We start from the raw sequence: 26,138 nt of genomic DNA, 5'->3' as shown, positions 1-26,138 counted from the left end.
GCGGGTCAAACCAACGCATAAAGACCTGTCATCATCAGGCAGTGACGAGCTCGTTAATATGACTAGGACAAACTGAAGTCATATTGCGACCGTTTGTTTTCGCTTGATACAACGCTTTGTCGGCTCGAGTGATAAACCCATCCCAATTCTCATGTGGGTGAAGCTGAGCGACACCGAAACTCGACGTCAGAAACATCTCATTCCCTTGTACGGCTGAGATCTCTGAAATAGACAATCGCAGCTTACAAGCAATAGCCTGTGCTTGTAGGAAATTAACATTGGGCAATAAAATCATTATCTCGTCTCCGCCAAAACGAAACGCACTGGCTGTTGGCGATGTTTTTATCGCACTTTGAACCATTTCAGCAAAAGACTTGATCACGAGATCACCCACAATGTGTCCGTGTTGGTCATTGATCGACTTAAAATTATCAATATCCATCATAATGGCACTGACTGGTGTAGTCCCCGCCAGCTTCATGATGACTGGAACCATTTCATCTAATGCTCTGCGATTTCCAAGTGCCGTTAAAGGGTCACTGTAAGACAGATCATGAATAGACCTAAGCAACCTTGCATTAATCAACCAGAGCATCGTGAAGCTCATCGATACGATAAGAACAATACTGACTAAAAAGGCAAGTTGATGAATGAGTGCAGCCGCCATGAAATCCTGCAACTCAGCTGAAAATAGCGTCACCATTACTCGGAAAGCCATAAAACCGCCATATATCAAAAATGACAAGGCCATCATCCGAGTTGCTAAGGTCAAGTCATCACGTTGACCCTTCAATACCGCAAAAGCAGTGCAAATAGTCACAAAGGCTAAATAGAAACTAATGAGGATAATTCGAGCCTTGATGGAAGGTTCGTAGTACGTGAAATAAATAAAACATGGCAAAAGAGCCAACATCATCAGACTGCTGAGGTAGGTGCATTTTAGGGAATATTCTCGAAACAGGCACAAGCTATACAAAGCGAGATGAAAGCCAAGCGCAATAACCATGTTGGCGCCAATAACAGTGATCCAATCAGGGAGTTCCCCTCTTAGGCTCAACATCAACGGCCCACTTCCAATAACAAATATTGAAATGGAAAAAATTGAAAGCCCTTTAATGGACTGTTGGGTAAATTGGAACAGCAACAAGCCAATGCAGTAAATGAAAGAGAACAAAATAATAATAAAATTAAGTGTTCTAATATCCAGCGAAAAACCATCCATGATTTACTCTCTTCCCTAAGCCAATTAAATCACAATATGGTCAATAATTATCTAAACCATAAATTTATTCACCATATGAATCATTACACTTTGTAAAATAGGGGATGTGTCACATATAGGGAGATCGGTATCACATGAGTCCATGACATGGATAGGCATGTAAAACTCGTCCCCCATATGGCTTCATAGCATCTTTGAATCTACAGGCTTCTGAACTCGTTACTTGGTTGAATGACGACTGTCTGGCATTATGCGCCCAAGAAATCTCTAGGGGCTGTTGACCTTTCGAGCTGGGTTTTGCAGCATCTTGTGGAAAATTCATACAAGGAAGAGGCTTTGACGTGTAGCTGGCCTACATGAAAAGCCGATAACGCAGTAGAAATGAACCACAAGAGCTGCCCGAAGGGTTCGAGCTAGGCGCCCCCACAAAAATCGTTTTATGCTTTGTTGAAGAATATTTGCTTAGAATGACTAGGCTACATACTCTTCGCCGCGCCTAAAACGATTTTGACTAGGCGTCCCCATCCGAACAAAACTTAACCACGAAAGGTCAGCAGACCCTAGTTATTACACAGCAAAGAAAGAACGAAGGTAGTCAGTGGTAGAAAACAGCCAACAACTAAGTGACCGTTACGACGAACATGGTTACTTTGTTATCAGAAATTATTTCAATGAAGCTCAAATTGCATCACTAAGAAAAGTCGTGCTGAAATTTCATGAATCATGGAAAGCAGACAACGAAGAATTCTATAAAGAAGAAGCATTTAACTCGTCTTTAATTACGGGAAGCGAGTATTTGCCTGCAGACGACAGAAGCGTGCTTTTCGACTTCATCAGCTCGAAACAAGTGATGGACGTGGTTGATGCGGTGATTCCGAACAGCTGTGCATTCATGAATACACAGCTGTTCTTCAACCCAGTAAACCCTCAGCAAAAAGACTTCTGGCATCGTGACTGTCAATACGACTACGACATTGATGACCAAATGAAAATCATCATGGAAACCCAAGTATTGCATTTGCGAGTGCCCCTTTTTGATGAGCCCGGCATGGAACTTATCCCCGGTACACATAAGCGCTGGGACAACGAAGAAGAGTACAATGTTCGCCAAGAAGAAAACGGCAAAGTGAGCAGCGATGACATCTCTGGCGGTAAGCAGATACCGTTAGCCGCCGGTGACTTATTGGTGTTTTCAGCGGATATGATCCACCGAGGCCGATATGGCTTGGATCGTTTGGCTTTGGATATTTTGATCTTCGATTCGGCGGCAGATTATGTCGACTACGTTGATGACGACTGTTTACCAACACCAGCCATGTTGAGCAATATTACCGATCCAAGATTGTTTATGAACACGCTACACTTAAAATCAATGCAGTACTCATAATCCATAAAGGTGCCCTAACTATGACTGACACTAAGCAAAATACCCGAATTAGCCAGTTCCGTTTCGGTCAGCCAAAAGAATCTCTCAAGTTAGAACATGTCGCTTTAGGGGCACTAGACAAAGATAAAGTTCGCGTACAAATTGAAGCGACTAACATCAACCCTAGTGATCTGTTATCGATTTATGGTGTTGGGCAGTACAAACATAGCCACCAGCCGCCGAGAGTACCGGGGTTTGAAGCGGTAGGAAGGGTTGTAGAGTCCAATCATGCTGAGTTTTCAATGAATCAGCGAGTGCTTGTAGCAACTAGTGGAACATGGCAGAACTATGTCGATGTATCACCAGATGACCTGTTCCAAATTCCTCAGCATCTAGAAAATGGTTACGCCTGTCAGTTGTACATTAATGCGCTAACTGCATGGGTTCTAACGACAGAAGTAACCAAGCTGACTCAGGAAGATGTGTTGATCATCAACGCAGGCAGTTCTGCCATCGGTAAGATCTTCTCCCAGTTATCAGCATCACTCGGCTTCAAAATCATTGTCGTTACATCACAGCCGACACAATACCCAACCACTTCCAGTTGGGTGTTAGATGCAAACGACGATTTAGCTTCGCAAATTAAGGCGTTAGGCTTGCCGATGCCAACCGTTGCCTTTGATGCGATTGGCGGCTCACCCGGAACCGATCTTATTCACATCCTTGGCAACAACGGGCGCTTTATCAACTATGGGACGCTGTCTCTGGATTTTTACGAACCACGCTTCTTTGAGTACGCGAAAAGCCAAGACATCGATTTCAGCACCTTCTTCTTGCGTTATTGGGAGGAAGCGGAAGGTAAAGATGTTCGCCGTGATAAGTTCACGATCATGCTAGATCACTTCATCACAAACGACATTCAGCTCGACGTTGACCGCTATCTGTCATTCGATGAAGTGCAAACCGCGATCGATCTCATTGAATCGAAGACCACACGCTTAGATGGCAAGATCATCTTGCTGCCACAGTGAGTGAGAGTTGGACGATATATACCTTGTTTACTTCAACAGGCAAGACGTTCAACAGCTTACAAACGTGCTTATTAATATCCCAACGCTTAGAAAGCTTGATTCAAGGAATTGAGTATTGAGAACGCAGTAAAGAGTTGTAATGCGTTTCTCCATAACTTAAGTGATTACGAGATGGTCATTAGTCACATTTATTTGAAACATCAATAAGTTGCATCACTAGAAATATGACACTGATCACCCATAAGATAACCTCGATTCTATATGGTAGCGTCATACTTAAAACCACGATGTGAACATACCTATGAAAAGACACATACTATCAAGCGCCATCCTACTCTCTCTAGCCTTTCCCACCTTTGCAGCTGATGGCGACATACACGATGTCACGATACTGGGTACTTCAGATATCCACGGTCATTTTATGGCGTGGGATTACGCGGCAGATAAACTCAACACTCGTGGTAGCTTGAGCCAAATCGCAACCAAGGTTGGTGAGATCCGCAAAGAGCAATCTAACATTATCCTTGTCGACGCTGGCGACACCATCCAAGGCAACTTCGTTGAAACCTTCAAAGACGAACCCGTAGATCCAATGATGCTTGGCTTTAATCACATGAAATACGATGTGTGGGTTTTAGGTAACCACGAATTCGATTTTGGCCTCAAAACCCTCAACAGAGCCGTTACCCAATTTAAAGGGCAATCTCTCGGTGGCAACATCAAGAACAAAAACGGAAACCCATTCTTGCCGGGTTACACCATCCTTGAACGCGGTGGCATTAAGATCGGCGTGATCGGAATGGATACCCCAATGACGGAGGTCTTTGCGCAAGGTACAAACCGTTTAGAAGGCGTCACTTTCACTAATCCAACCTTGGAAGTGAAGAAAATCGTCAAAGAAATTGATGATAAAGTGGATGCCATCGTATTGGTTGCCCATATGGGGATTGAGAACGAGAATGACATTGCTGACACCGGTGTCACCGACATTGCCAATGCAAACCCAGAGCTTGATGCCATCGTCGCTGGTCACATGCACACTCGCATCGATAAGGCTGTTGTGAATGGCGTTATTATTACTGAGCCCGACAAATATGGCCGAGCCCTATCTCGTATTGATCTTCAATTTGAAGAGCGCGATGGCACATTCACTCTCGTTAACAAAGACAGTTTCACCTATAAAATTAAAGGTATAGATTCTGACGAGAATATGGATGAGCTATACCAGCCTTATCATAAACAACTCCGAGAAATGGCGAATAGACCTGTCGCTCAGCTTACCGGCGTTGATTTAGTCCCTGAAAATGAAATCCGCGGTATCCCTCAAGTCCATGTTCAAGACACAGGCATTAGTGCGCTATACCAAGAAGCGAGCTTCTTCTATGCACCCAAAGCCAATGTCATCGCACTTCAAATAGACAACGACAATGCAGAGCTCGATGTTGGCCCAATCAAAGCCAAAGACATCGCGTACAACTACCAATACGCGGGTGGCGAAATCACTGTCTACCACATGACAGGTAAAGAGTTAAGAACCTACATGGAATGGTCTGCGGGCTACTTCAACTCAGTCCAACCTGGCGATGTAACCTACAGTTTTAACCCTGACCGTAGAGCATCAAAATACTCAACCAATGACTTCTTCGCAGGCGTAACTTATACCATCGACCTAACTCAACCTGCAGGTACACGCATCACCAACCTCGCGTTTGCTGATGGAACACCGGTTACAGATGAAACCGAAATCCGTATTGGTATGAATAGCTATCGAATGGGTCATCTAACCAAGAAAGGCGGCGTGCTAGAGGGTGAATCGTTCCCTGTACTCTTTGATACTGAAGCCGAGTATGGAGAAGAAGCAGGCACAATCCGTAACATGACCATCAAGTATCTTAAAGAAGAAAAGAACGGTCAGTATGAAGGTAAACCTCAACAACGATGGGCACTTTCTGGTTTAGAAAGCCGTTATAATGAACAGCGTGAGATCGTAAAGTCATTGATTAACGATGAAACCATATCAATCCCGACCAGTGACGATGGCCGCTACACAAACATCGCTTCTATCAACGTGAAAGAGCTGATGTTTAAATCTGACGAAGCCAAACAAACAGCCATAACCACACGCGAAAAGAAACTGGCGCAGGCAACTGAGCAAGAGAGTAAGCAGATCAAACGCGAAGTCGCTCTGATTGAAGCACTCAACTAATCTTTGCCCTTAAACCAATAACGACTTAACGACGCTGGGAGCGTGGTTAGGTCGTTGTCGTTCCCATCTTCCAACACCACATCTGTACTGAGTAAAACGGTTGATATTGGATGAATGAGCCACAAAGGCTAACTGATAGTTGGACAGAAACGCGTTAGAGTTTAAGATCTAACGCGCTCGATATAGATTAGAGTAAGTATCTTGCAACCTTAAACGTTTGTAGGCTTAGACCTAAACTTTATAAGTCATTTAGATTAAAACCTGTATTAACCGCACAGCGCTCGATACTGCCCAAATAGTTCACTAACGCAGAGTTCTTCTCATACACAATCTGCGCATAGTCTTTAGGCGGAATATGGTCAATATAGTCTGTCGACAACATTACATCTTCAGACCAAGTATTAGAATGAATATGATCTCGTCCGATATATATTGCAGCAATGATTTGCATTTGTACCTTAGGGGTAAGTTGCCCCATGAAAGTGCTAGCTTGTTGAAGAGTTAGCGGAGCAGTGCTTTTTAAAGTATTTATCGCGTTATAAATTGGCATTGGTGTTCCTTTATGTGTTTTATATACCCACCAACACACATATGGGTTGTTCAACTAATATTCAAGGGGTTATGTCCAAAGGTGTGAAGCCTAACATTCTTAATAACAAGCAATCTCGTTTCTCTGCCTGACTTTCAATTTATTTATCATAAACCACTAATAATTAAAGAAAATACATCGAGGTGCTCATTCTATCCTCATATAAAAACGCGCAAGCGTGTTACCCAAGACATGAAAACCATAAAACCATTGGTAAACAATGTCTTATTAAAGTTCTTACTGACACAGCGAGACTAGTTACTTAGTAACACGTGCCCCTTCTCATACTCAAACAACATTCAAACTTAATAGACTGTGTAGATATACAGAAAAAGGATTTTCGGTGGCAAGCAAGTCAGTCATAAACTTGATATTAGGTTTTGTAGGGAAAACTCACACACCTAGATTCTGTAGAACGTTTAATCTAACTCACTTTGGGGCAAAAGCAAGCTAGAGGACAAGCACTAACCTCCCCACTTTCATAAATAAAACGTTTAACGAGTTGAGCTATGATTTTTTGCTTATAAACGTGGTCATGGGCCATCTAACGAAAAATCTAAAAGCCTCCATAGTGACTCTAAGCTCCCACTAACACCTGTATTCCTCCCCATACTGATCTATTTCCCTCTTTTCGAAGTACAAGTTATTAATAATTCGATATAAATCGCTCTAATTCTTGAAATTGTTGTCTACAGTTTTATAGAGCTTGTAGCTTCGGTAATTACCACAAGTAACGACACCTTTTGATGGTAAGTTTTGGTTATAAGGAAAGAAAATGGAAAGCCCAATTGTCACACTCACACATGCCAGAAAAAGCTTTATTGATGGTAAAGATACCCATCACGTGCTGGAAAATGTCGACTTCGCTTTGGCGACAGGGGCAAGCGTGGCTTTGACAGGGGCGAGTGGCAGTGGAAAGAGTACTCTGCTGAATATCATTGCGGGGTTTGAACCTCTATCCGTTGGCGAACTATCTGGTGGAGAATTGTGGCTCGATGGCGAGAACACATCAAATTGGAAAGATCCACAATGGAGCCGATTACGCCATCAAAAACTAGGCGTGATCTTTCAACAGTTCAACTTGCTAACCCCACTCAACGTAAAACAAAACATCGCGTTTCCTCTCCATTTAAATCAACAGAAGTGGAGCGACTGGTGCGATTATTTAGTTGATACATTGGGCATCAGCGAGCTACTCGAAAGACACGTATCCGCACTCTCTGGCGGTCAGCAACAACGAGTCGCAATAGCGCGTGCTCTAGCCCATAAACCCAAACTATTGCTTGCCGACGAGCCCACAGGCAACCTCGACCACAAAGCAGGGTTAGAGGTTATGAAGCTGCTGAGTGAAATCACCACTCAAGGCAACACTGCCGTGCTTTTGGTTACGCACAGCCCAGAATGTGCCAGCTTTATGCAGACAAAATTGGTGTTAGATGATGGTTGTTTAAGGAACGCAGATCTAACCCCAAGAGCAGCAGCGTTGTGAGTAAACCAATGAAGCAAATTGGCTTCGCACAAAGTCAGCTCACCCATACAAAACTGACTCTGAGTCTATTCGCGGCGCACTATCGTCAATCACCATTGCAAGCTGCGGCGATTCTGATCGGTATTGTGCTGGCGGTCACCTTGTTTGTCGCGGTGCAAGCCATCAACCTCAATGCCAAGCGCAGTTATGCAGAATCGACCGAGCAACTTAGCGCCCAAGCGAAGAACCTTATCATTCCACCAGCAGGGCAAAACTATTTGCCGGAATCGCTCTACTTCAGCTTAAGACAAAGTGGATTAAGCTCAGCGCTACCTGTTATAGAAGGGCGAGTAAGAGACGAGCAAGGTCGACGCTGGTCAGTTCAAGGCAGTGAGCTGATCGCCGCACTCACTTCAAGATCCCGCCACTCTCGCGTCGACGAAAAAAGCAATACTCAAACCAAAGAGCCAAACATTTCCCTGTTCGACAATGCCTTACCTTTGCCGCAACTCTTAGCGGGAGAACCCATTGTGATGATGAGCCAATCTCAGCACCAGAGTTTGGACGAAGTAGACGCACTCACTTTGGATGAAGTGCTCACTCAAGTGGTAGTGCTACCAGATGAATGGCAGCTCGGTAGCCGAATGTTGATGGATATTGGGTTCGCTCAGCAACTGCTTAACAAGCAAGGGCAACTGAGCTATATCGCTATTTTTGACACCAAGAGCGACACTAACAGCAATACTCAGGATAAGTGGCAGAGCATCATAGGCGAACAAGGGCAATGGATATCCAACAACCAAAGCACGGATCTCGGCTCAATTACAGATAGCTTTCACCTCAATCTCACCGCCATGAGTTTGTTGGCGTTTTTGGTTGGTCTATTCATCGCTTACAATGGTGTGAAGTACAGTTTGCTGAAACGTAATCGGCTGTTGGTACAAATTCAACAAGCCGGCATTGCGCCAAGTATCGTGTTTTCAGCTCTGTTAGTCGAGCTGACTCTTTTAGTCACACTGGGCGCGTCGCTTGGTTTCATTCTCGGCATTCAACTCAGCCATTGGCTGCATCCAACCGTCGCGATAACGCTTGAGCAACTTTATGGTGCGACACTGCTTCCCGGCACATGGCAGTGGCAATGGTTAGTGCAGGCACTGCTACTCACGCTGGCCGCAACGCTTGTCGCGTGTTGGCAGCACTTTAAACAGCGGGTGCGACAACCCCTCTCTTCCCATGGCGGTTTCTATCAAGCGCCTGAAGCGTCTAACGAAAATCAGCTGTTTGTTATCGGGGCAGTATTAACCATTGTCGCGTTAGCAGGGCTATGGCTGAGTGAACATCATCGCTTCACCATGGCATGGCTCGGTGTGTTAGTGGTGTCGATTCCTTTGTATTTGCCCAAAACACTCAGCGTGCTAGCGAACTGGAGCGAAAAACGTACCCAATCGGGGTTAATACAATATCTGTTTGCTGAGCTGCGTGAACTTATCTCCCCTCTCTCCCTTGCCATGATGGCGTTGCTTCTCGCCGTCACCGCAAATGTGGGAATGAATACCTTAGTCGGCAGCTTTGAATCCACCTTAAAGCAATGGCTTGAACAGCGCTTACATGCCGATATCTACGTTAGCCCTGCCCAAGGTGAAATCGCAGATGTGGAGCGTGCGTTAGAGCAGTTTGATAATGTTGAAACCGTCTATAAGCAATACTACGTCGATGATAACTTGCAGGGCTTACCGACTTTGCTCGGCACCAAAGACAAAGACACACTTGAGCAAACCATGGTGTTCCAATCCCACCTTGATGATTTCTGGACGCGCTTTTACCAAGGTGAATTCGTGGCGATCAGCGAACCTACGGCGGTGAAGCTCGGCTTGCCCCTTGGAAGCCAACTCAGGCTCGACGCGCTCCAAGACAAAACACTCATCGTCGGGGCGATTTTCCACGATTATGGTTCACCGAATGGCGAAGTGTTAATTGCGCCTAATCTATGGCTCGAAAGCGGATTTACTGACTTACCCACCAGCTTAGGAATCAAAGTCTCTGGCGACCCACAAGTGGTGTACGAACAGCTACGCCAACAACTTAATCTGCACCCAAGTCAGCTTTACGATCAAGCACAGATCAAATCGATCGCTTTAGATATCTTCTCACAAACCTTTGCCATCACGCGGGCGCTTAATGGCGTCACTTTAATGGTGGCGGTGATTGGGTTGTTCTGCGCCTGTTTCATGTTGCTCGACGCACGCAAAGCCGCTATTGCAAGGTTGTATGCGCTCGGTGTTAGTCAGCGAAAATTGATGGCAATGGTGGTCGGGCAAATCGTTGTTCTGGTCGCCTTCACTCTGGTTATCGCCTTACCACTCGGCGCTATGGTCGGTTATGTGTTGACGGACATCGTTACCCTACGCGCCTTTGGTTGGAGCTTAAATTATGTGTGGAATTGGAGTGATGCACTCAGCATCGCAGCCATCACCATTCTAGTGGCTGTGTTTGCGACCTTGATTCCACTGTGGCGTTTGGTCAGTAAACCCGTGGTATCCAGTTTGCAATGTGAGGTGTTGTGATGAATCGAGCAATAAGCGTTTTCGTTCTCACGCTTGCCGTCTTGTTTCTTTTAGGATGCGAGGAGTCCACTCAACCATCAGCTCAAAATATGGGTTCGATACTTGGCGCAGAAACACAAACCAACGATGAAACACAAAAAGAGGCTGAGCAATTCACGTCGGTAGTAAAAGGCGTGGAGATCGCCTTCCCCTCCGACCATCAAGCACACCCTGATTTTCGTCATGAGTGGTGGTATTTAACCGCAAACTTAATTGATGAAAAAGGCAATGCGTTAGGCGTGCAATGGACACAGTTCCGCTTCGCGACTGCACCACAAGAAAGTGGCAATGGCGCTAAGAAAACCACGTGGCAAAGCCAGCAAATCTACATGGCGCACAGTGCCGTCACCACGAAAGATAAGCACTACGCCGATGAAAAGTGGTCTCGCGATCAAGCTGAACTTGCGGGTGTTAGCGATTCGCCGTTTCGTGTTTATCTCGATGATTGGCAATGGACGTCGACGACCGATGACCTGTTCCCAGCCACACTGGTCGCTAACTCGGATCGATTTGGATACTCGCTTAAGTTAACCAACAACGCGCCTTATCAAAAGCAAGGCGAACAAGGCTACAGCATTAAAAGTAGCGATGGCAAAGTGGCTTCCTATTACTACAGCCAGCCATTCATTAATGTATCGGGTGAGGTAACTATTGATGGCGTGACGCATCAGGTTTCCGGTAAAGGTTGGATAGACAGAGAATGGAGTTCGCAGTTTTTACTCGACTCGCAACAAGGCTGGGACTGGTTTGCACTAAGGCTAAGTGATGAAACCAGTTTAGTGGTGTTTCAACTTCGAAACTCAACATCAGGCAAAGCCAGTTATTCCCATGCGAGGTTGATGAATCAAGATGGCTCCGGCATCACGATTAAGCAGCAAGACATCAGCTTAACCGCCATCAAGCAAACTAAAATCGACGGGCGTGACTACCCAACAGAGTGGCAAGTTTCGATTCCAACTCAACAAATCGAACTGACTGTCTCGGCACTCAATCCAAATGCCAAAATGCCGCTGTCTGTTCCTTATTGGGAGGGGCCAATCATGATTAAAGGTTCTCATTCCGGATCTGGCTATATGGAGTTGACTGGGTATTAGAGCGTGCATTACTAACAACAAATACATCTCGAGAACCAACAACTAAAACACTTTCAACCAAACCTCCACCACGGAGGTTCTTTGCTATTCATCATGTTCTATTTACCTTAACGCCTGTTGAAAAATATCTAATTTAACCAAACGATGAGCTCCCCTAAAATACCAATCAAATAGTTAGAGGAGATAGAACATGATTAGCTCAGTACACAATGACGAACTCAACAGATACATAGAGAAACTAGACTTAAACCTTACCAAGGCTCAGGTTCGTGAACTTGGTTGGCAGCAAAGTAATGAAGAGGTAGGAAAAGAAAAAACAGTATTAGGCTCGTGGTTTTTCTTTTCTTTCTTTGGCTTATGTACGTCTGCATGTCTTGCACTGCTGATGTATATCTCATGAAGATAAACAAAACAATGACCACGTATAACCAGCATGGAACGTTCAATTGGTTCGAGGTCGACGGAGAAACGTACATACTGTTCAAAGTGGGCAGCAACAGTGCTCTATTGAACCAACACTATGAGGATGTCACCGAACAACAGAGCGAAATATATGGGCTGTTAGGTGCGATTCCATAAGCTCATACTGCACGTATTCACTTATGGTGTGTCTATTCACTTATGAGCTATCTAATCACTAACTAGTTGAAAAATAGGTTCTTTTAGGAACTACAACAAACGGTTCTTATACTGTTCTGGCGTTTGGTTCGCGTAACGTTTGAACATGGTGATAAAAGGGCTTGCTTGGTTATAACCCAATGTAAGAGCGACCTCTTTAACCGATTGGCCGTTTCTCAACAAGTCCATAGAGTATAGGTAGCGCACTCGCAGTCGCCACTCGGTAAAGCTCATTCCCAGCTCCGTCTGGCAGTGGCGAGAAAGGGTTCTTTCCGTGGTGTGGACACGTTCAGCCCAATCTTTCAGCGTCACTTCATCGGTTGGGTTCTCTTCAACAGAAGCTAATATTGGCGCTAGATACTTATTATCGGTTGAAGGCAAGAAGTGGTGTTCAACCTCACGCTGCGCAAGTTGGTCAAGCAGTACCTGGACAAGCCTTTGATCTTGTTCTTTTTCCGCAACATTGATTCCACGCTCGCGAAAGTCATCGATAATAGAAGACACAATCGGCGTGATCTTTATAAGGCTGGTTTTATCTGGCAGATGTTGCGTTAGCTCTGGGGCTATATTTAGCGAACAGTAGTCCAAAGGCTTACGGTTATAACTGCAATGCATCACCCCGGCCGGTACCCAAATCGCTAGATGTGGTGGCGCTAGAAATCGAGTGCTTTCCGCTTCCATCTCTAATATACCGCCACTGATCAATTGAACCTGTCCCCATGAGTGGCTATGAACTCGGGTTTCAGTGTTCGAAAGAAACGCTTCAAAATTCATAAATACGTTGGATGGTGCCTTATCAATTGATAAGGATGGGTGAAGGTTTCTAGAGTGTTTTTTCAAACTTGTCTTCCTATCGCGCCTGATGTCTTTCTAAAGATACTTGTAAGTATAACGACCTGTCAAACTAGCCGCATCAACTCATTCGCCATGGAATTCACATGCATTATCTCTTACCATTTTTTACAGTCTGTATCTGGGGCGCCAATGCAATCGTCAACAAGCTTGCTGCAAGCACCATAGAACCTAGCGCGATGAGTTTTTACCGCTGGTTTTTTGCGATGTTAATTCTCACGCCTTTCTGCATTCGCCCAGTGATGAAGCAGTGGGCTGTTATTAAGCCAAACCTATCGAAATTAGCGTTCCTCGGCTTTTTGGGGATGGTGTTGAACCAATCTCTAGGTTACTACGCTGGCTTAACCACAACCGCTTCCAACATGGCATTGATCACGTCTTTAGTCCCGTTGATCAGTGTATTTTTAAGCGTCCCTTTGCTGCACAAGTCGATTTCTAGTTTGAGTATTGTGGGTGGTGTGTTGTCACTGTCAGGCTTAGCCCTGATGTTAGGTAAAGGCGATCCGTTATTCTTCATGCATCAAGAATTGACTCAAGGCGATGGCTATATGCTAATTGCGGCCTTTGTTTATGCTTCTTACTGTGTGCTACTGAAACGCTGGAAAATGCCGATCAGTAGCTGGGTGGTGATTTACATTCAGGGTCTGTTTGCTGTCGCGATGCTTACGCCACTTTGGCTTACCAGCGAACAGCTGTTACCACCGCAACAAGCGATCCCATTGATAGCTTACGCCGCGGTTGCCGCTTCAATTTTAGCACCTTGGATGTGGGTTAAAGCGATTGACACCATTGGTGCTGACTCAAGCGCGATGTTCATGAACTTGCTTCCGGTTGTTGCGATCGTATTAGCTGCGACATGGCTTGGTGAAGAGATTAACCAGTTCCACATCATTGGTGGTGTGATGGTGATTTCCGGTGTCATCCTTGCTCAAATCAAAAGAAAACCAAGGCTTGAGGCTCCTCTCCCTCAACAAAGCTAAACGCATTACCCAACGCTCACATTAGGGTAAATATTCAAACTTACGTTTCTCACAGTGCCTACTCCCGAAGTAGGCACTGTTGTTTTATTCACAAGCCTTTCAAATGCTTTTAATACGCGCTCATTGTAGTTGCAACATGTTACCGACTCAGGTTTAATGCATTGAGTACTGTTTAAGTTGTAAAAGGAATTACAATGACTCAACCAACGATCCCTGTGATCATCTCGTCCCTGCTTGCTTTGTCATCTGCTTCAAGTTTTGCTGCCACTGTTCCTGCTAATTCACCATTAGCTGAAGAACTATTAGCTGAGGAACAACATTTTGTACGTGGCAATGGTGCAGAGCCCAACACACTAGATCCTAGCTTCGTAAACTCGGGTATGCCCGGTGACATTATCGTCAATGATATGTTTGAAGGCTTTGTGATTGAGGACAGTGACGGGCAAATCATCCCAGGGCAAGCCAAAGAGTGGTCTATCAGCAAAGACGGTAAAACCGTGATGTTTGTGTTGAAAGAGAATCTCAAGTGGTCGAATGGCGATCCAGTCACAGCGTCTGATTTTGTGTTTGGTTGGCAGCGCGCAGTGTCTCCGAAAACAGGTAACAACACGGGTTTTGTTTTTTCGACGGCTAATATCTTGAACGCTAGCGAGATTATATCAGGAAACAAAGATCCCTCTGAGCTTGGCATCAAAGCATTAGATGAGCGCACGGTTGAAATTTCACTTTCAAAACCTACGCCCTACTTTATGAGTTTAATGAGCATCAAGACCTTTTTCCCTTTGCCTGCTGAGTTGGTTCAAGAGAAAGGCGACCAATGGACTCGCGCAGAAAATATCGCGACCAACGGTGCTTACACTTTGAGTAAATGGGTGCCCAACGAATACGTTGAAGTCGAGCGGAATCCAAATTATTGGGATGACACATCGACAATCATCAACAAAGTGACCTATTTGGGCTTATCATCTCAAAATGCCGAGCTTATCCGTTATCAAGCGGGTGAAATTGATATGACCAATCGCGTTCAGCTTGAGTACTACCAGAAATTAATCCAAGAAAGCCCTGAGCAAATCAAAGCGCAAGCTCTATTGGGTTCTTACGTCTATTCATTCAATACACGTCAAGCACCCTTTGACGACGTGAGAGTACGCCAAGCACTGAGCATGGCCGTCAATCGTGAGATTCTGGTCGAGAAAGTTACAGGTCAAGGTGAGCCAGAAGCATACAGCGTGACGCCGAATAATATTCCTGACTACACAGCGCCTTTATCCCAATTCAATTCTCTAGACAGCGCGGAGCGTTTAACAAAAGCAAAAACGCTACTTGAAGAAGCGGGATACAACGAAAACAAGCCGCTCAAGTTTACCCTTACGTACAACACCAGTGAGAATCATAAAAAGATAGCTATTGCGATTGCATCGATGTGGAAGCCACTTGGCGTAAAAGTTGAGTTAGAGAACATGGAATGGAAAGCCTATGTTGCAGCGAAAGGGAGTGGCGACTATCAGTTAGCTCGCTCATGGGCATTTGGTGACTATCCAGAGCCTTCTGCACTGTTAGAAGCCTTCACTTGTGATCACACAGCCAATGAGAGTGGCTACTGTAATCCAGATTATGATGAGCTCTTACAGCAAGCGAGTAAAACGGAAGATCAGTCTAAACGCTTTACTTTATATCAGCAGGCTGAGTCGTTACTCAACGATTCTGCAGCAGTTATGCCTCTGTATCATTACAATCACACTCGATTAGTGCGAAATACACTAAAAGGCTTCCCAAACAATAATCCGAAAGGAAATATCTACGCGAAGGATCTATACTTTGTAAAACAGTAAAAGTGAGCTGATAAGAAAACAATAATCACTACCACTTTAGTGGTAACTGAGATACAGTCACTTTAACTAAACCAAATCAACAGCGGTTAGTTGGCTAACACAAAAAAGGTACCGACATGAGTACCACACGGCTTAGAAACACCTAGCATTGCGCTAGGTGTTTTTTTTTTGTAATCGACCTACCTAGCGACTCAATCAGTATTTATGATCTCTTAGCTTGATATCACTTCATCCATGTTTGCCATTCGCCTCATAGGCCTTTAAACACCAATATTCATCAACTGATCATCTGTTTGAAAAAAATAGTCTTAACCGTGAGATTATCCGCTTTAACTTAAGTCATCTTAAGTATATTGTTACTAGCAAGTAACAAGCATGTTATGCAGCAAAATTATAATGAAGGAAGATAGATGAGCAGTAGCAATAGCCGACAAGATGGTAAACGAGACGTTACTCTGCGTTTTTTAGCTGAACCCGGGGATGTGAACTTTGGTGGTAAAGTTCATGGTGGTGCAGCAATGAAGTGGATCGATTTAGCAGCCTACGCTTGTTCTGCAGGTTGGAGCGGTAAATACTGTATAACAGCCTATGCAGGAGGAATTCGATTCGTTGCCCCAATTCATGTAGGTAACCTTGTGGAGGTAAGTGCAAAGGTCATCTACACAGGTTCATCTTCAATGCATATCGCTATCGACGTGCAAGCAAGCGACCCTAAAGAGCTCAATAACCGCCTAACAACTCACTGTATCGTTATTATGGTCGCTGTCGATGAGAATGGTAATCCGACTAAAGTGCCAGAGTGGATACCAGAGACGCCAGAAGACATCGAATTACGAGATTCGGCTATTCGCCTAATGAACATGCGAAAACAGATTGGTGAAGAGATGGAAGCTCACGTGAAGTACCTGAAATAAGGTCCACCAGCAGCGCTCCCCCTACAAAACCTTATTACAATGCCAAGCGCCTGCTTGGCATTGATCTATTTGATACCTTCGTGCTCTACACCGCCAAATCCGCTGCGCACCCAATACAGACGACAAGAGCGTGATACCCAGCCAAAGGTTGAAATGAATCGGCACTTGTTCACTGATTTATTTTGACTGTAATAAAGTCGTCATTTTGCTCTGATTAAATACCGCCAATCATAATAGATGCATTTGAATTTCTTGGAGCCACTCTTGAGCGTCATACGCCCCACTCTTAGCGAGTCTACACTGAACAATTTAAAGGCTGTTGAGTACCAATGGGTTAGAACTTTGTACGTCGAAGGCTACGACAGCAATGAGATCAACCACTATATCCAAACGTGTTTCGGTGGAGATCCGACATTTGCCGATCTATTTCGTCGCGTGGCACTCGATCAAGAAAGTATCTATGTGTTGTTGCAACACTTAGGCTGTGCTCCCTCGAGCAAAGAGTTCTGACGTCTAACTCCCGCCAAAAACCAGACATATAAATAAAGCCACTTTCATAATCCTCACAAATACTACTTAAAGACTCTGTAACGACCTCTCGCTTACCTATACATTTTCAGTGCAATTTCAGGTTTTGTTGCATACAAATCATTGAAGTATCACGCATTGGAATATTAGCAACATATCAATAGTACAACGGCCACTTATACTGAGTGTCTGATTTGTGAGACTAGTTCATTTCTACAAGTAACCAAAATGAAGTGGTCGGTATTTAGGAGAGAAGTAACTCGAAACTTTGAGTTTTAAAGTAGATAAGAGCGCGATAGTCGACGAGTAACGCTGATACAAAAAAAAAAGTAGCAGGCATAAAAAAACCCAAGTAAATACCTGGGTTAGAGTTACAAAAACCACTAATCATTAATAGCGTAAGGAACCTGATTAGTAGCCAGCTATGCGTAACCTGAGGGTTATTTTTATTACTGATCGGCGGCCAAACCAAATGATGTAATAAAAATGCCAATATAGAGCGACCTAACGGTCGCTCTTTTTCTTTCTTATAGAGTACAGCTTATCCTTTTACACCACCTGCCGTCAAACCGCCAACTAACCAACGTTGGGCAAGTAAGAACACGATAGTAATCGGAAGTGCTGATAGTACAGCCGCTGCCGCAAAGTCACCCCATAGGTAGTTCTGAGGGTATAGGTACTGCTGCATACCTACTGCTAGCGTGTAAGAGTTCACATCTGTAAGTAGGATAGACGCTACTGGTACCTCACCCACCGTCGCGATGAAAGATAGGATAAACACAACCGCTAGGATTGGCACAGACAGCGGTAGTAGAACCAGTCTGAATGCTTGCCAAGGCGTTGCACCATCAAGGGCTGCTGCCTCTTCCAGAGAGTTATCAATCGTCTCAAAGTAACCCTTAATCGTCCATACGTGCAGTGCAATACCACCTAGGTAAGAGAAGATTAGACCACCGTGTGTGTTCAAGCCTAAGAACGGAATGTATTGACCAAGTTTGTCAAACAGCGCGTAGATTGCTACTAGAGCCAATACTGCTGGGAACATTTGGAAAATCATCATCGCTTTCAGGATTGTGTTCTTACCTTTAAAGCGCATACGAGCAAACGCGTAAGCCGATGTCGTAGACAGTGTCACAATCAGAATCGATGTGATACCTGCAACCTTCACTGAGTTCCATAACCAAGTTAGCACAGGGAACGGAGGTGACGTTACCGAGCCATCTGCGTTCGTTACTGACATACCCAATGCTAACTTCCAGTGTTCCAATGATGGGTTATCTGGAATCAAACTACCGGTTGCGAAGTTACCTTCACGGAACGAGATCGCGATGATCATCAGTAGTGGGAAGATAATCATTGCCAAGAAGCACCACAACACTGCATGCGTTGCCCACACTCGGTATTTAAGGCCTTTACCTTGTACCATAGCCATTGTCGTGCTCCTTAATCTTGAGACAGTTTAGTGAAACGAAGGTTTAGTAACGCTAGTGCACCAACCAATAGGAAGATAAGCGTTGCGATAGCACTTGCTAGACCGAAGTCTTGACCGCCGCCGCCTTCGAATGCAATTCGGTACGTGTAGCTTACAAGCAAGTCTGTGTAACCCGCTGGCTCAGAAGTGCCAATCATGTTCGGGCCACCGTTCGTCAATAGTTGAATCATTACGAAGTTGTTGAAGTTAAAGGCAAACGCTGCAATCAATAGCGGTGTAAGCGGTTTAATCATCAATGGGAACGTAATGCGCTTGAAGTTATCAAGGAAGTTCGCACCATCGATTGCTGACGCTTCGTATAGATCATCAGGAATCGCTTTAAGCAGACCCATACATAGAATCATCATGTAAGGGAAACCTAGCCATGTGTTAACCATCAACACCATGGTTTTCGCTAAGATAGGGTCTGAGAACCAGTTCGGGCTTAAGCCGAAGATATTCTCGAGCACCATGTTGATCTCACCAAAGCTTTGGTTGAATAGACCCTTAAAGATAAGAATCGAGATAAACGCGGGTACGGCGTAAGGCAGAATCAGTAGAACACGATAAATAGAACGACCTTTCAACTCTTCCCATTGCACGATGTTAGCCAATACAAGGCCGATAACTAGCGTGAACGCTACGGTACATACCGAAAAGATAACCGTCCAAATAAAGATGCTGATAAACGGTTCTTTAATGCCGTCATCTTTCCATACACGCTCAAAGTTATGCGTACCAATGCTAACCACGAAACCTGGAGAGATGGTATTACCCGTAAACTCACCGTTTGCATCAACAGGCTGGTAGAAACCCACATCCATATTTGGCTTGAGAACTTCACCCGTTTCATTGTTGATTAACGTTTCTTCATCGTCTTGTAGCGTGTAAAGCGGAGCAACAGAAGCAAACTTACGTAAGCCACTCATGCGGATATCACCACCGTCAGGTAGATTGAAATCAACACCACTGATTGCTGCTCGGTTTTGGATGATCGCTTTGATCTTCTCTTTTTCACCTTGCGCAGACTCGATTACAGATAGGTCCATCTCTGTTTCTGTCATATTGTCTAGAGAAAATACGTCAGTCGCTAACAGTTGATCGCCATCTTTTACAACGATCTGGTGACCGTCATCTGTCTTGTACAAAGTAAATGGGTAGCTCTCACCGCTTTGGAAAGAACGGTCTAAAAGAACGGTTTGAGTACGCTCTAGAGAAAGTTGGTTTTTCGCGCTGTAGTTAGTAAACGCAAGCCCTACGGTGTATGCCAATGGGAAAAGAATGAACAAGATCATTCCGGCAATACCTGGGTAAATATAACGGTGGGCGTAAGTTTTTTTACTACCAAAAATGTAAAGTGCCAAAGCCGTTAAGATCACTGTAAGCAGCGCAAAAGCGAGCTCACCGCGAGAATACATTAGAATTGTAGCGTAGCCGTTTATTAAGCCAACGCTACCAAGCAACCCCCATTTGATGAAGACGCTTTTACTGCCTGGAAGGCTTGATGGTGCTGGGATAGCATCTGTACCTTGAACTGACTGCATAGAGGAACCTGCTAGCGATATAGATAAAAAATAGAAAAGTAAGGAGAGGTTACCCCCTCCTTAAAAGGTAGTGCCTGGGTGTTACTTAACCATACGACCTTCAGCAGCTTTTAGTGCTTGGTCTACTGATTGACGGCCGTCAACTACGTTGCCGATCGCTTCTTCCATGCTGTACCAGAATGTTGTGAACTGAGGGATGTTAGGCATGATTTCACCGTTCATCGCGTTGTCCATTGTTGCTGCAATACGAGTATCGCTATCTAGTTGACGTTGGAAAGAGTTAAGAGCAACAGCGCCTAGTGGCTTGTCGTCGTTCAGGCTCTTCATACCTTCATCTGTTAGTAGGTAGTTTTCCATAAACTCAACAGCTAGGTCGCGGTTTGGAGACGCAGTGCTGATACCACCAGCCCATACACCAACGAAAGGCTTAGACGCTTTACCGTTGAACTTAGGTAAAGTTGTTACGCCGTAATCTACGCCAGCTTTCTTGATGTTTTCCCAACCCCAAGGGCCGTTGATTGTCATTGCAACGTTACCCGCAACAAATTCAGACTCAGCAACTGAGTAATCCATGTCTGCAGAGATAATTTTGTCTTGTACCATCTTCTCGATGAAACCTAGAGACTTCTGAACACCGTCAGTCGCTACGCCCGCATCTTTAATGTCGTAACCTTCTGCAGTCTGTTTGAATGCGTAACCGCCGTCAGCTGCAAGTAGAGGCCATGTGAAGTAAGCACCGCCACGTAGAGGCCACATGATTGCTTTCTTGCCGTCTTTTTTAAGTTCAGCATCAAGTGCTGGGATCTCTTCCCAAGACTTAGGTGGGTTAGGAACAAGCGCTTTGTTATAAATTAGAGAAACTGACTCAACCGCTACAGGGTATGCGATTGTTTTACCTTCGTATGAAACAGCGTCCCATGCGAAGTCTACGATACCTTCTTTAGTCTCTTTAGAAGGTTTGATATCAACAAGAAGTCCCGCTTCTGCATAGCCGCCAAAACGGTCATGTGCGTAGAAGATCATGTCTGGGCCATCGCCAGCTGCTGCTACTTGAGGGAATTTCTCTTCTAGCTTGTCAGGGAAAGCGACTGTTACTTTAACACCAGTATCTTCTTCGAAGCGTTTACCTACTTCAGCCATGCCTTCATAAGCTTTGTCACCACCTACCCAGATTGTTAGTTGTCCTTCTTCGATAGCAGCATTTGCACCAAAAGAACCCAGAGCAACTATTGTACCTAGAGCTACAGCGCTTAGAGCGTTTTTCATGTGAATATCCTTTTTATATTTATACGTAGGGCACATCTACCAAGACGAGCCAGTTTTCGGAGGTTATGATCTGAGAAAACAGACCCTAGCTCATCATCCTAGCCACTACGCCCTAGCTATTATGGCTTAAATTCGTGATCGCCATCCGGTCAGATTAGAGACTGCAATCACAAAACGCATACTCATCGTGATCAACATCACCGTTACGTGGTGGATTTATTTGAACTGGATCGCCAATTATTAATAACCCCATTTATCTACTCCTCCCCTCCTACTCCCCCTAGTTAATTTTCCATTAGGAGGATGTACCCTTACGCTAATTCACCGAAACTGCATTCATCCAAGAGTGGATAGTAAGAACCCTTTACCGGCAAGTGTTATGCGTTGACGCATTATTCATTTAGTTGGCTTCACTGCCCGCTGGTGTCTTATATTAGCATCGAGCTAAATCTGTGATTGAATCACGGGGGAGGTTTAGCTGGATGTGGGGGAAATGGGCATCAGTTTGGCTATGACGGGTGGGCTTGGTTAAAGAAGCCAAGTCTCACCCACTTTTTTTCTTACTCACTCAATACTTACCAATTCCTACAGTTACTGCTGACCCAAAAATTTCTTATAATGATAAGCAGTAAAACTTAAAATTTGATCGATCGAGGACAAGCTAGATGGCGAGTGTCACGTTAAAAAACGTTTATAAATCATATGGTGATGTACAGATTTCTAAGGACGTAACCTTAGACATCAACGAAGGTGAATTCGTAGTATTCGTTGGACCATCAGGTTGTGGTAAATCGACGCTATTACGTTGTATCGCAGGTCTAGAAGACATTACGTCTGGTGATTTGTACATTGGCGACAAACGCATGAATGACGTTGAACCGTCAAAGCGTGGCGTAGGTATGGTGTTCCAATCATACGCGCTTTACCCTCACCTTAACCTATACGACAACATGTCTTTCGGTCTTAAGCTAGCTAACGCAAATAAAGCTGAAATCGACAAGCGTGTTGAACATGCTGCAGAAATTCTTCAGCTTGGTCACCTTCTTGAACGTCAACCTAAAGCGCTTTCTGGTGGTCAACGTCAACGTGTTGCGATTGGTCGTACTCTGGTTTCTCAACCAAACGTATTCCTACTTGATGAGCCTCTATCAAACCTAGATGCTGCACTACGTGTTCAAATGCGTTCGCAAATCACCAAGCTACAGCGTCAACTGGGTTGTACCATGATCTACGTTACCCACGACCAAGTGGAAGCGATGACAATGGCGGATAAGATCGTTGTTCTAGATGGTGGTTATGTATCTCAAGTCGGTAAGCCGCTTGACCTTTACCACTACCCTCAAAACCGTTTTGTTGCTGGCTTTATTGGTTCACCGAAGATGAATTTCATGTCGGTACACATTGAACAAGCTGAAGCAGAACGCGTATTGGTACAACTTTCTAATGGCATGACTTTCTGGATTCCTGTTGACGGGACGACGGTTAATGCTGGCGATCGAATGTCTCTGGGTATTCGCCCTGAACACTTGATGTCTGCTGAAGCAGGTGACGCGACGATTGAAGCTGACGTGATGATGGTAGAGAAGCTAGGTAACGAAACTCAGGTTTACCTAAACCTTGAAAGTGCCGATGCTGATGTTATCTATCGCCAGCCAGACACGTTAACAATCGAATCAGGTGACAAGTTGGCGATTGGTATTCCAGCGCACCGTTGTCACCTGTTCCACAGCGATGGCCGCGCATGTCGTCGTTTGTACAAAGAATACGGCACAGACTAATCGCTTAGCCTTTTAGGGTATAACTTGCCCATATCGGATCCCTCTTACTCAGTAAGGGGGATTTTTTTATGTGCTGGAGACGGTTTCACTTACATTGAATAGTTTATGAGTCAGCCATTAGCTCTTTCGCTAGCGGCAATAAAAAAGGCCTAGCAATCGCTAGACCTTTATCTGTTAGTTAGGCTATTAACCCAACCGCTAATATCACTTCTTCTAGACATGAAACCTGTCTAAATCAACTTAGTGAATTGGCGTATCATTCTGTTTGTTGAACTGGCCAAAATGCTTCTCTAACACTTCAGGTGTCAGTTTGCCTTCCGCTTCTAGTCGCTTGAACTCAGCAACAATTGCTTTTTGCTCTTCAAGTGATGGCAGTTTCACCTCAGGCTCATCGCCCATCTCTTGAGTCATCTGCTCTAGTTCTTTTTCAAAATCGCTCATGATACTTACCTAAATATTAAACCTAACCAGATTTTACTCATTTACGCCCTATGATGCTAGGGCGATTGAGTGCAAAGCCCGAAACCAGATCAAGCTAAGGTCCGTTAAAAGAAAACAAGCCCGTAAATAAAAAGAGCTGGATTCACGATGAAATGAATCCAGCTCTTAGTTTATGTCTCTTTCTAAGCCATGCTACAGCTTAAAGGGATTAAAGCTTAAACGAACCAACCATCTTATCCAGACGAGAAGAAAGGTCTCGAAGCTCTTGGCTTGCCTCAGCAAGTTGTTCAGCCGTGCCCGTTGTCACTTCGTTGATTGCGTTGATCTCTTCAATGTTCTGGTTGATTGTATGAACTACGGTTGATTGCTCTTCCGTTGCCGTTGCCACTTGAGTGTTACGGTCTGTGATATCAACGATACGGTCTGAAATACCACTCAGCACGTCTACCGCTTCATCCGAAGCCGATACACCTTCAAGGGTAATCACCTTACCCGCACTCATTGCCGTTACTGCATCTTTCGCATCGCTTTGCAGTTGGTTGATCATCTTCTGAATCTCTTCCGTTGAATCTGCAGTACGGCTTGCTAGGTTACGTACTTCATCCGCTACAACCGCAAAACCACGACCTTGCTCACCGGCACGGGCTGCTTCAATCGCTGCGTTTAATGCGAGTAAGTTGGTTTGCTCTGAAATATCACGGATAACACCCAGAATAGACCCGATGTCTTGAGTTGTAGAAGCAAGCTGCTCTACTACCTGACCCGTGCTTTCGATATCTTGCGCCAAACGACTGATCGCGTCTTTTGCTTTGTTCACCACAGAGCGGCCTACTTCCGTATTACCTGACGCTTGTGTTGCCGTTTCTGCTGCGGTTGCCGCGTTTGATGCAATCTCGCTGATGGTCATACCCATTTGGTTAATTGCAGCCACCACTTGAAGCGTTTGGTCGCGCTGTTCTTGGCTGTTGTCGTGGGTGATGTGTGCTTTGTTAGAAACACTCTCTGCCGCCACTTGAAGAGCTTGGCTTGTCGAACACACCTCTTTCATCGACTCGTGAATCTTTTCAATGAATCCGTTGAAGCCCTTTGAAAGCTGTGCGATTTCATCGTTGCCTTTCACTTCGATACGCTGTGCAAGGTCACCGTCGCCTTCACCTAAGTCGCCGAAACGCTTAGCCAGAAGTTTAATAGGTTGAGTAATACTGTTCGCCAGTACTACGCCCATTAGGATAAACACTAATGCCACAACCGCAGTCATGATCAGCATCTTTTGTGCAGTCGCATCTAGCTCTGCAAATACTTCACCCGTCGGAACTACACCAATAACAAACCAATCCATTGACGACACATACAAGCTCGCCACGAACAGCTCTTGGCCTTGGCTTTCAGTGGTAATCAGGTTAAAGCCCGACTTGTTCAGTAGTTGGCTTGCTTGAGGACCGTAAAGTTGTTGAAGTGAAGAATCACTACGTGAACGCTCACGGTGAATTTGAACATCACCTTGGCTATCGGTTAAGAATACGAAGCCTGTATTTTCAATTTTGAAACCGTTCAGCAGGTTAACCATGTCATCCATCGACTTTGATAGACCAGACATCGCCAAACCAGAAGGCTGCTGATAGTTAGCAAACATCTTCACTTCGCCATTGGCTTCTTGGAACATGCTCACCATGGTCGGCTGTCCAGATTGCGTAAAGCCAAAGAACCAACCATCTTGCTGTTGATTTAACTGACGTAGGAAACCATTTTGGTTCCAGTAGTAAGCCGTTTGACGGTTCGCCACTGAGGCATCGTTCAACTGATATTGGTTACGAACATTGTTCAGTTGTTTAACCAGCTTGTTTTCTAATGCCGGATCGCGATCGGTCGATTCGATAGCATCAGAAATGAATTCATTTGAAGCAATTTGCTCCGCCGCTAACAATAGCTGAGACACTTCACGATCAATCTCACCATTGATTCGCTCTAGCATTCCTGGAAGTTCAATATCGATCAATCGATGACTTAGTACATCTCTTGCTTGCTGTTGCGCCATCGCGCCGACAATCACTGTCGATGCAAGAACCGCGAAGGTAATTCCAAGTACAACTTTTTGCTTGATACTCAGAGAGTTAGTTTTAAACATATTGGGACCTTTAAAAAGAATCGCTCGTTATCGGTATACCCTGAACAGGACTTTTTAGTGCACGCCAACAAGCAATGCACAATCTGAGTGATGTATCGGCCGCAACCAATAAAACTAGAGACTTTTCTCTCAAAAAACTGCAAATATGATGTAACAATTAAAAACATTCACCTTGAGCATGAATTAACTAGGCAAATACCACATTGTCGA

Annotated in this window: 21 protein-coding genes; 13 read left to right on the top strand and 8 right to left on the bottom strand. The window is 44.7% G+C overall.

Annotated elements, in window-relative coordinates:
* Positions 1 to 34: 34 nt before the first annotated feature.
* Positions 35 to 1,222 carry a GGDEF domain-containing protein gene (locus tag OCV20_RS25595; RefSeq protein WP_086773583.1) on the bottom strand — a complete coding sequence of 396 codons (1,188 nt, stop codon included), beginning with the start codon at positions 1,220 to 1,222 and terminating at the stop codon, positions 35 to 37.
* 598 nt (positions 1,223 to 1,820) lie between these two features.
* Between OCV20_RS25595 and OCV20_RS25590 the strand changes: the two genes are divergently transcribed.
* The 3 genes from OCV20_RS25590 to OCV20_RS25580 all read left to right on the top strand — a co-directional run bounded on the left by OCV20_RS25590 (position 1,821) and on the right by OCV20_RS25580 (position 5,825).
* A complete protein-coding gene (locus OCV20_RS25590) occupies positions 1,821 to 2,609 on the top strand; it encodes a phytanoyl-CoA dioxygenase family protein (protein ID WP_086773582.1) in 789 nt (262 codons plus the stop codon).
* Positions 2,610 to 2,629: 20 nt separating this feature from the next.
* Positions 2,630 to 3,619: a zinc-dependent alcohol dehydrogenase family protein gene (locus OCV20_RS25585; protein ID WP_086773581.1), complete on the top strand. Its 990-nt coding sequence runs from the start codon at positions 2,630 to 2,632 to the stop codon at positions 3,617 to 3,619.
* 301 nt (positions 3,620 to 3,920) lie between these two features.
* On the top strand, positions 3,921 to 5,825 hold the full coding sequence (locus tag OCV20_RS25580) for a bifunctional metallophosphatase/5'-nucleotidase (protein WP_086773580.1): 1,905 nt from the start codon (positions 3,921 to 3,923) through the stop codon (positions 5,823 to 5,825).
* 238 nt (positions 5,826 to 6,063) lie between these two features.
* Here the strand turns inward: OCV20_RS25580 and OCV20_RS25575 are convergent, their stop codons facing one another.
* On the bottom strand, positions 6,064 to 6,375 hold the full coding sequence (locus tag OCV20_RS25575) for a hypothetical protein (protein WP_086773579.1): 312 nt from the start codon (positions 6,373 to 6,375) through the stop codon (positions 6,064 to 6,066).
* An 814-nt stretch (positions 6,376 to 7,189) separates the two neighbouring features.
* On the opposite strand from OCV20_RS25575, the gene OCV20_RS25570 reads away from it, so the two are divergent.
* From OCV20_RS25570 to OCV20_RS25550, 5 genes are all read left to right on the top strand, one after another.
* Entirely contained in the window at positions 7,190 to 7,903 is a 714-nt protein-coding gene (locus OCV20_RS25570; protein WP_086773578.1) for an ABC transporter ATP-binding protein, read from the top strand.
* An 8-nt stretch (positions 7,904 to 7,911) separates the two neighbouring features.
* Positions 7,912 to 10,446 (top strand): ABC transporter permease, encoded by a 2,535-nt coding sequence (locus OCV20_RS25565; protein ID WP_086773610.1) that lies wholly within the window; start codon positions 7,912 to 7,914, stop codon positions 10,444 to 10,446.
* Positions 10,446 to 11,579, top strand: a complete 1,134-nt coding sequence (locus OCV20_RS25560) for a lipocalin-like domain-containing protein (RefSeq protein WP_086773577.1) — start codon at positions 10,446 to 10,448, stop codon at positions 11,577 to 11,579. Before OCV20_RS25565 ends, OCV20_RS25560 begins: the two co-directional genes overlap by 1 nt.
* 190 nt (positions 11,580 to 11,769) lie before the next feature.
* A complete protein-coding gene (locus OCV20_RS25555; protein ID WP_017094616.1) occupies positions 11,770 to 11,979 on the top strand; it encodes a hypothetical protein in 210 nt (69 codons plus the stop codon).
* 14 nt (positions 11,980 to 11,993) lie between these two features.
* Positions 11,994 to 12,158, top strand: a complete 165-nt coding sequence (locus tag OCV20_RS25550; RefSeq protein ID WP_230690967.1) for a hypothetical protein — start codon at positions 11,994 to 11,996, stop codon at positions 12,156 to 12,158.
* 90 nt (positions 12,159 to 12,248) lie between these two features.
* On the opposite strand, the gene OCV20_RS25545 is transcribed toward OCV20_RS25550, so the two are convergent.
* The gene (locus tag OCV20_RS25545; RefSeq protein WP_065608445.1) at positions 12,249 to 13,037 is read right to left on the bottom strand and encodes an AraC family transcriptional regulator; all 789 of its coding nucleotides are present in this window, start codon (positions 13,035 to 13,037) and stop codon (positions 12,249 to 12,251) included.
* Between the two features lie 98 nt (positions 13,038 to 13,135).
* On the opposite strand from OCV20_RS25545, the gene OCV20_RS25540 reads away from it, so the two are divergent.
* The 4 genes from OCV20_RS25540 to OCV20_RS25525 all read left to right on the top strand — a co-directional run bounded on the left by OCV20_RS25540 (position 13,136) and on the right by OCV20_RS25525 (position 17,285).
* The gene (locus OCV20_RS25540; RefSeq protein WP_004732002.1) at positions 13,136 to 14,029 is read left to right on the top strand and encodes a DMT family transporter; all 894 of its coding nucleotides are present in this window, start codon (positions 13,136 to 13,138) and stop codon (positions 14,027 to 14,029) included.
* 194 nt (positions 14,030 to 14,223) lie between these two features.
* Positions 14,224 to 15,861, top strand: a complete 1,638-nt coding sequence (locus OCV20_RS25535; RefSeq protein ID WP_086773576.1) for a peptide ABC transporter substrate-binding protein — start codon at positions 14,224 to 14,226, stop codon at positions 15,859 to 15,861.
* Between the two features lie 410 nt (positions 15,862 to 16,271).
* Positions 16,272 to 16,775 carry an acyl-CoA thioesterase gene (locus OCV20_RS25530; RefSeq protein WP_019822926.1) on the top strand — a complete coding sequence of 168 codons (504 nt, stop codon included), beginning with the start codon at positions 16,272 to 16,274 and terminating at the stop codon, positions 16,773 to 16,775.
* 237 nt (positions 16,776 to 17,012) lie between these two features.
* A complete protein-coding gene (locus OCV20_RS25525) occupies positions 17,013 to 17,285 on the top strand; it encodes a hypothetical protein (RefSeq protein ID WP_019822928.1) in 273 nt (90 codons plus the stop codon).
* Positions 17,286 to 17,844: 559 nt separating this feature from the next.
* Here the strand turns inward: OCV20_RS25525 and malG are convergent.
* The 3 genes from malG to malE all read right to left on the bottom strand — a co-directional run bounded on the left by malG (position 17,845) and on the right by malE (position 21,584).
* A complete protein-coding gene (gene malG, locus OCV20_RS25520; RefSeq protein WP_017060050.1) occupies positions 17,845 to 18,735 on the bottom strand; it encodes a maltose ABC transporter permease MalG in 891 nt (296 codons plus the stop codon).
* An 11-nt stretch (positions 18,736 to 18,746) separates the two neighbouring features.
* Positions 18,747 to 20,318 (bottom strand): maltose ABC transporter permease MalF, encoded by a 1,572-nt coding sequence (gene malF, locus OCV20_RS25515; protein WP_017060049.1) that lies wholly within the window; start codon positions 20,316 to 20,318, stop codon positions 18,747 to 18,749.
* An 81-nt stretch (positions 20,319 to 20,399) separates the two neighbouring features.
* The gene (gene malE, locus OCV20_RS25510) at positions 20,400 to 21,584 is read right to left on the bottom strand and encodes a maltose/maltodextrin ABC transporter substrate-binding protein MalE (protein ID WP_050647783.1); all 1,185 of its coding nucleotides are present in this window, start codon (positions 21,582 to 21,584) and stop codon (positions 20,400 to 20,402) included.
* A 665-nt stretch (positions 21,585 to 22,249) separates the two neighbouring features.
* On the opposite strand from malE, the gene malK reads away from it, so the two are divergent.
* Positions 22,250 to 23,362: a maltose/maltodextrin ABC transporter ATP-binding protein MalK gene (gene malK / locus OCV20_RS25505; protein ID WP_050652520.1), complete on the top strand. Its 1,113-nt coding sequence runs from the start codon at positions 22,250 to 22,252 to the stop codon at positions 23,360 to 23,362.
* A gap of 240 nt (positions 23,363 to 23,602) precedes the next feature.
* Here malK and OCV20_RS25500 read toward each other — a convergent pair whose 3' ends face one another.
* Positions 23,603 to 23,803 (bottom strand): restriction endonuclease subunit S domain-containing protein, encoded by a 201-nt coding sequence (locus OCV20_RS25500; protein WP_010431457.1) that lies wholly within the window; start codon positions 23,801 to 23,803, stop codon positions 23,603 to 23,605.
* Positions 23,804 to 24,011: 208 nt separating this feature from the next.
* The gene (locus OCV20_RS25495) at positions 24,012 to 25,928 is read right to left on the bottom strand and encodes a methyl-accepting chemotaxis protein (protein ID WP_017067914.1); all 1,917 of its coding nucleotides are present in this window, start codon (positions 25,926 to 25,928) and stop codon (positions 24,012 to 24,014) included.
* Positions 25,929 to 26,138: the final 210 nt, after the last annotated feature.

The sequence above is a fragment of the Vibrio coralliirubri genome (genome assembly GCF_024347375.1).
GTDB lineage: Bacteria > Pseudomonadota > Gammaproteobacteria > Enterobacterales > Vibrionaceae > Vibrio > Vibrio coralliirubri.
The sequence above is the reverse complement of the archived record's forward strand: the minus strand, read 5'-3'. Positions and strand labels throughout refer to the sequence as shown.

Excerpts from the sequence above, each read along its gene's own strand:
- OCV20_RS25595 (WP_086773583.1), bottom strand. The coding sequence starts at position 1,222 with ATGGATGGTTTTTCGCTGGATATTAGAACACTTAATTTTATTATTATT.
- OCV20_RS25585 (WP_086773581.1), top strand. The coding sequence starts at position 2,630 with ATGACTGACACTAAGCAAAATACCCGAATTAGCCAGTTCCGTTTCGGT.
- OCV20_RS25580 (WP_086773580.1), top strand. The coding sequence starts at position 3,921 with ATGAAAAGACACATACTATCAAGCGCCATCCTACTCTCTCTAGCCTTT.
- OCV20_RS25575 (WP_086773579.1), bottom strand. The coding sequence starts at position 6,375 with ATGCCAATTTATAACGCGATAAATACTTTAAAAAGCACTGCTCCGCTA.
- OCV20_RS25570 (WP_086773578.1), top strand. The coding sequence starts at position 7,190 with ATGGAAAGCCCAATTGTCACACTCACACATGCCAGAAAAAGCTTTATT.
- OCV20_RS25565 (WP_086773610.1), top strand. The coding sequence starts at position 7,912 with ATGAAGCAAATTGGCTTCGCACAAAGTCAGCTCACCCATACAAAACTG.
- OCV20_RS25560 (WP_086773577.1), top strand. The coding sequence starts at position 10,446 with ATGAATCGAGCAATAAGCGTTTTCGTTCTCACGCTTGCCGTCTTGTTT.
- OCV20_RS25555 (WP_017094616.1), top strand. The coding sequence starts at position 11,770 with ATGATTAGCTCAGTACACAATGACGAACTCAACAGATACATAGAGAAA.
- OCV20_RS25550 (WP_230690967.1), top strand. The coding sequence starts at position 11,994 with ATGACCACGTATAACCAGCATGGAACGTTCAATTGGTTCGAGGTCGAC.
- OCV20_RS25540 (WP_004732002.1), top strand. The coding sequence starts at position 13,136 with ATGCATTATCTCTTACCATTTTTTACAGTCTGTATCTGGGGCGCCAAT.
- OCV20_RS25535 (WP_086773576.1), top strand. The coding sequence starts at position 14,224 with ATGACTCAACCAACGATCCCTGTGATCATCTCGTCCCTGCTTGCTTTG.
- OCV20_RS25530 (WP_019822926.1), top strand. The coding sequence starts at position 16,272 with ATGAGCAGTAGCAATAGCCGACAAGATGGTAAACGAGACGTTACTCTG.
- OCV20_RS25525 (WP_019822928.1), top strand. The coding sequence starts at position 17,013 with ATGCATTTGAATTTCTTGGAGCCACTCTTGAGCGTCATACGCCCCACT.
- malG (WP_017060050.1), bottom strand. The coding sequence starts at position 18,735 with ATGGCTATGGTACAAGGTAAAGGCCTTAAATACCGAGTGTGGGCAACG.
- malF (WP_017060049.1), bottom strand. The coding sequence starts at position 20,318 with ATGCAGTCAGTTCAAGGTACAGATGCTATCCCAGCACCATCAAGCCTT.
- malE (WP_050647783.1), bottom strand. The coding sequence starts at position 21,584 with ATGAAAAACGCTCTAAGCGCTGTAGCTCTAGGTACAATAGTTGCTCTG.
- malK (WP_050652520.1), top strand. The coding sequence starts at position 22,250 with ATGGCGAGTGTCACGTTAAAAAACGTTTATAAATCATATGGTGATGTA.
- OCV20_RS25500 (WP_010431457.1), bottom strand. The coding sequence starts at position 23,803 with ATGAGCGATTTTGAAAAAGAACTAGAGCAGATGACTCAAGAGATGGGC.
- OCV20_RS25495 (WP_017067914.1), bottom strand. The coding sequence starts at position 25,928 with ATGTTTAAAACTAACTCTCTGAGTATCAAGCAAAAAGTTGTACTTGGA.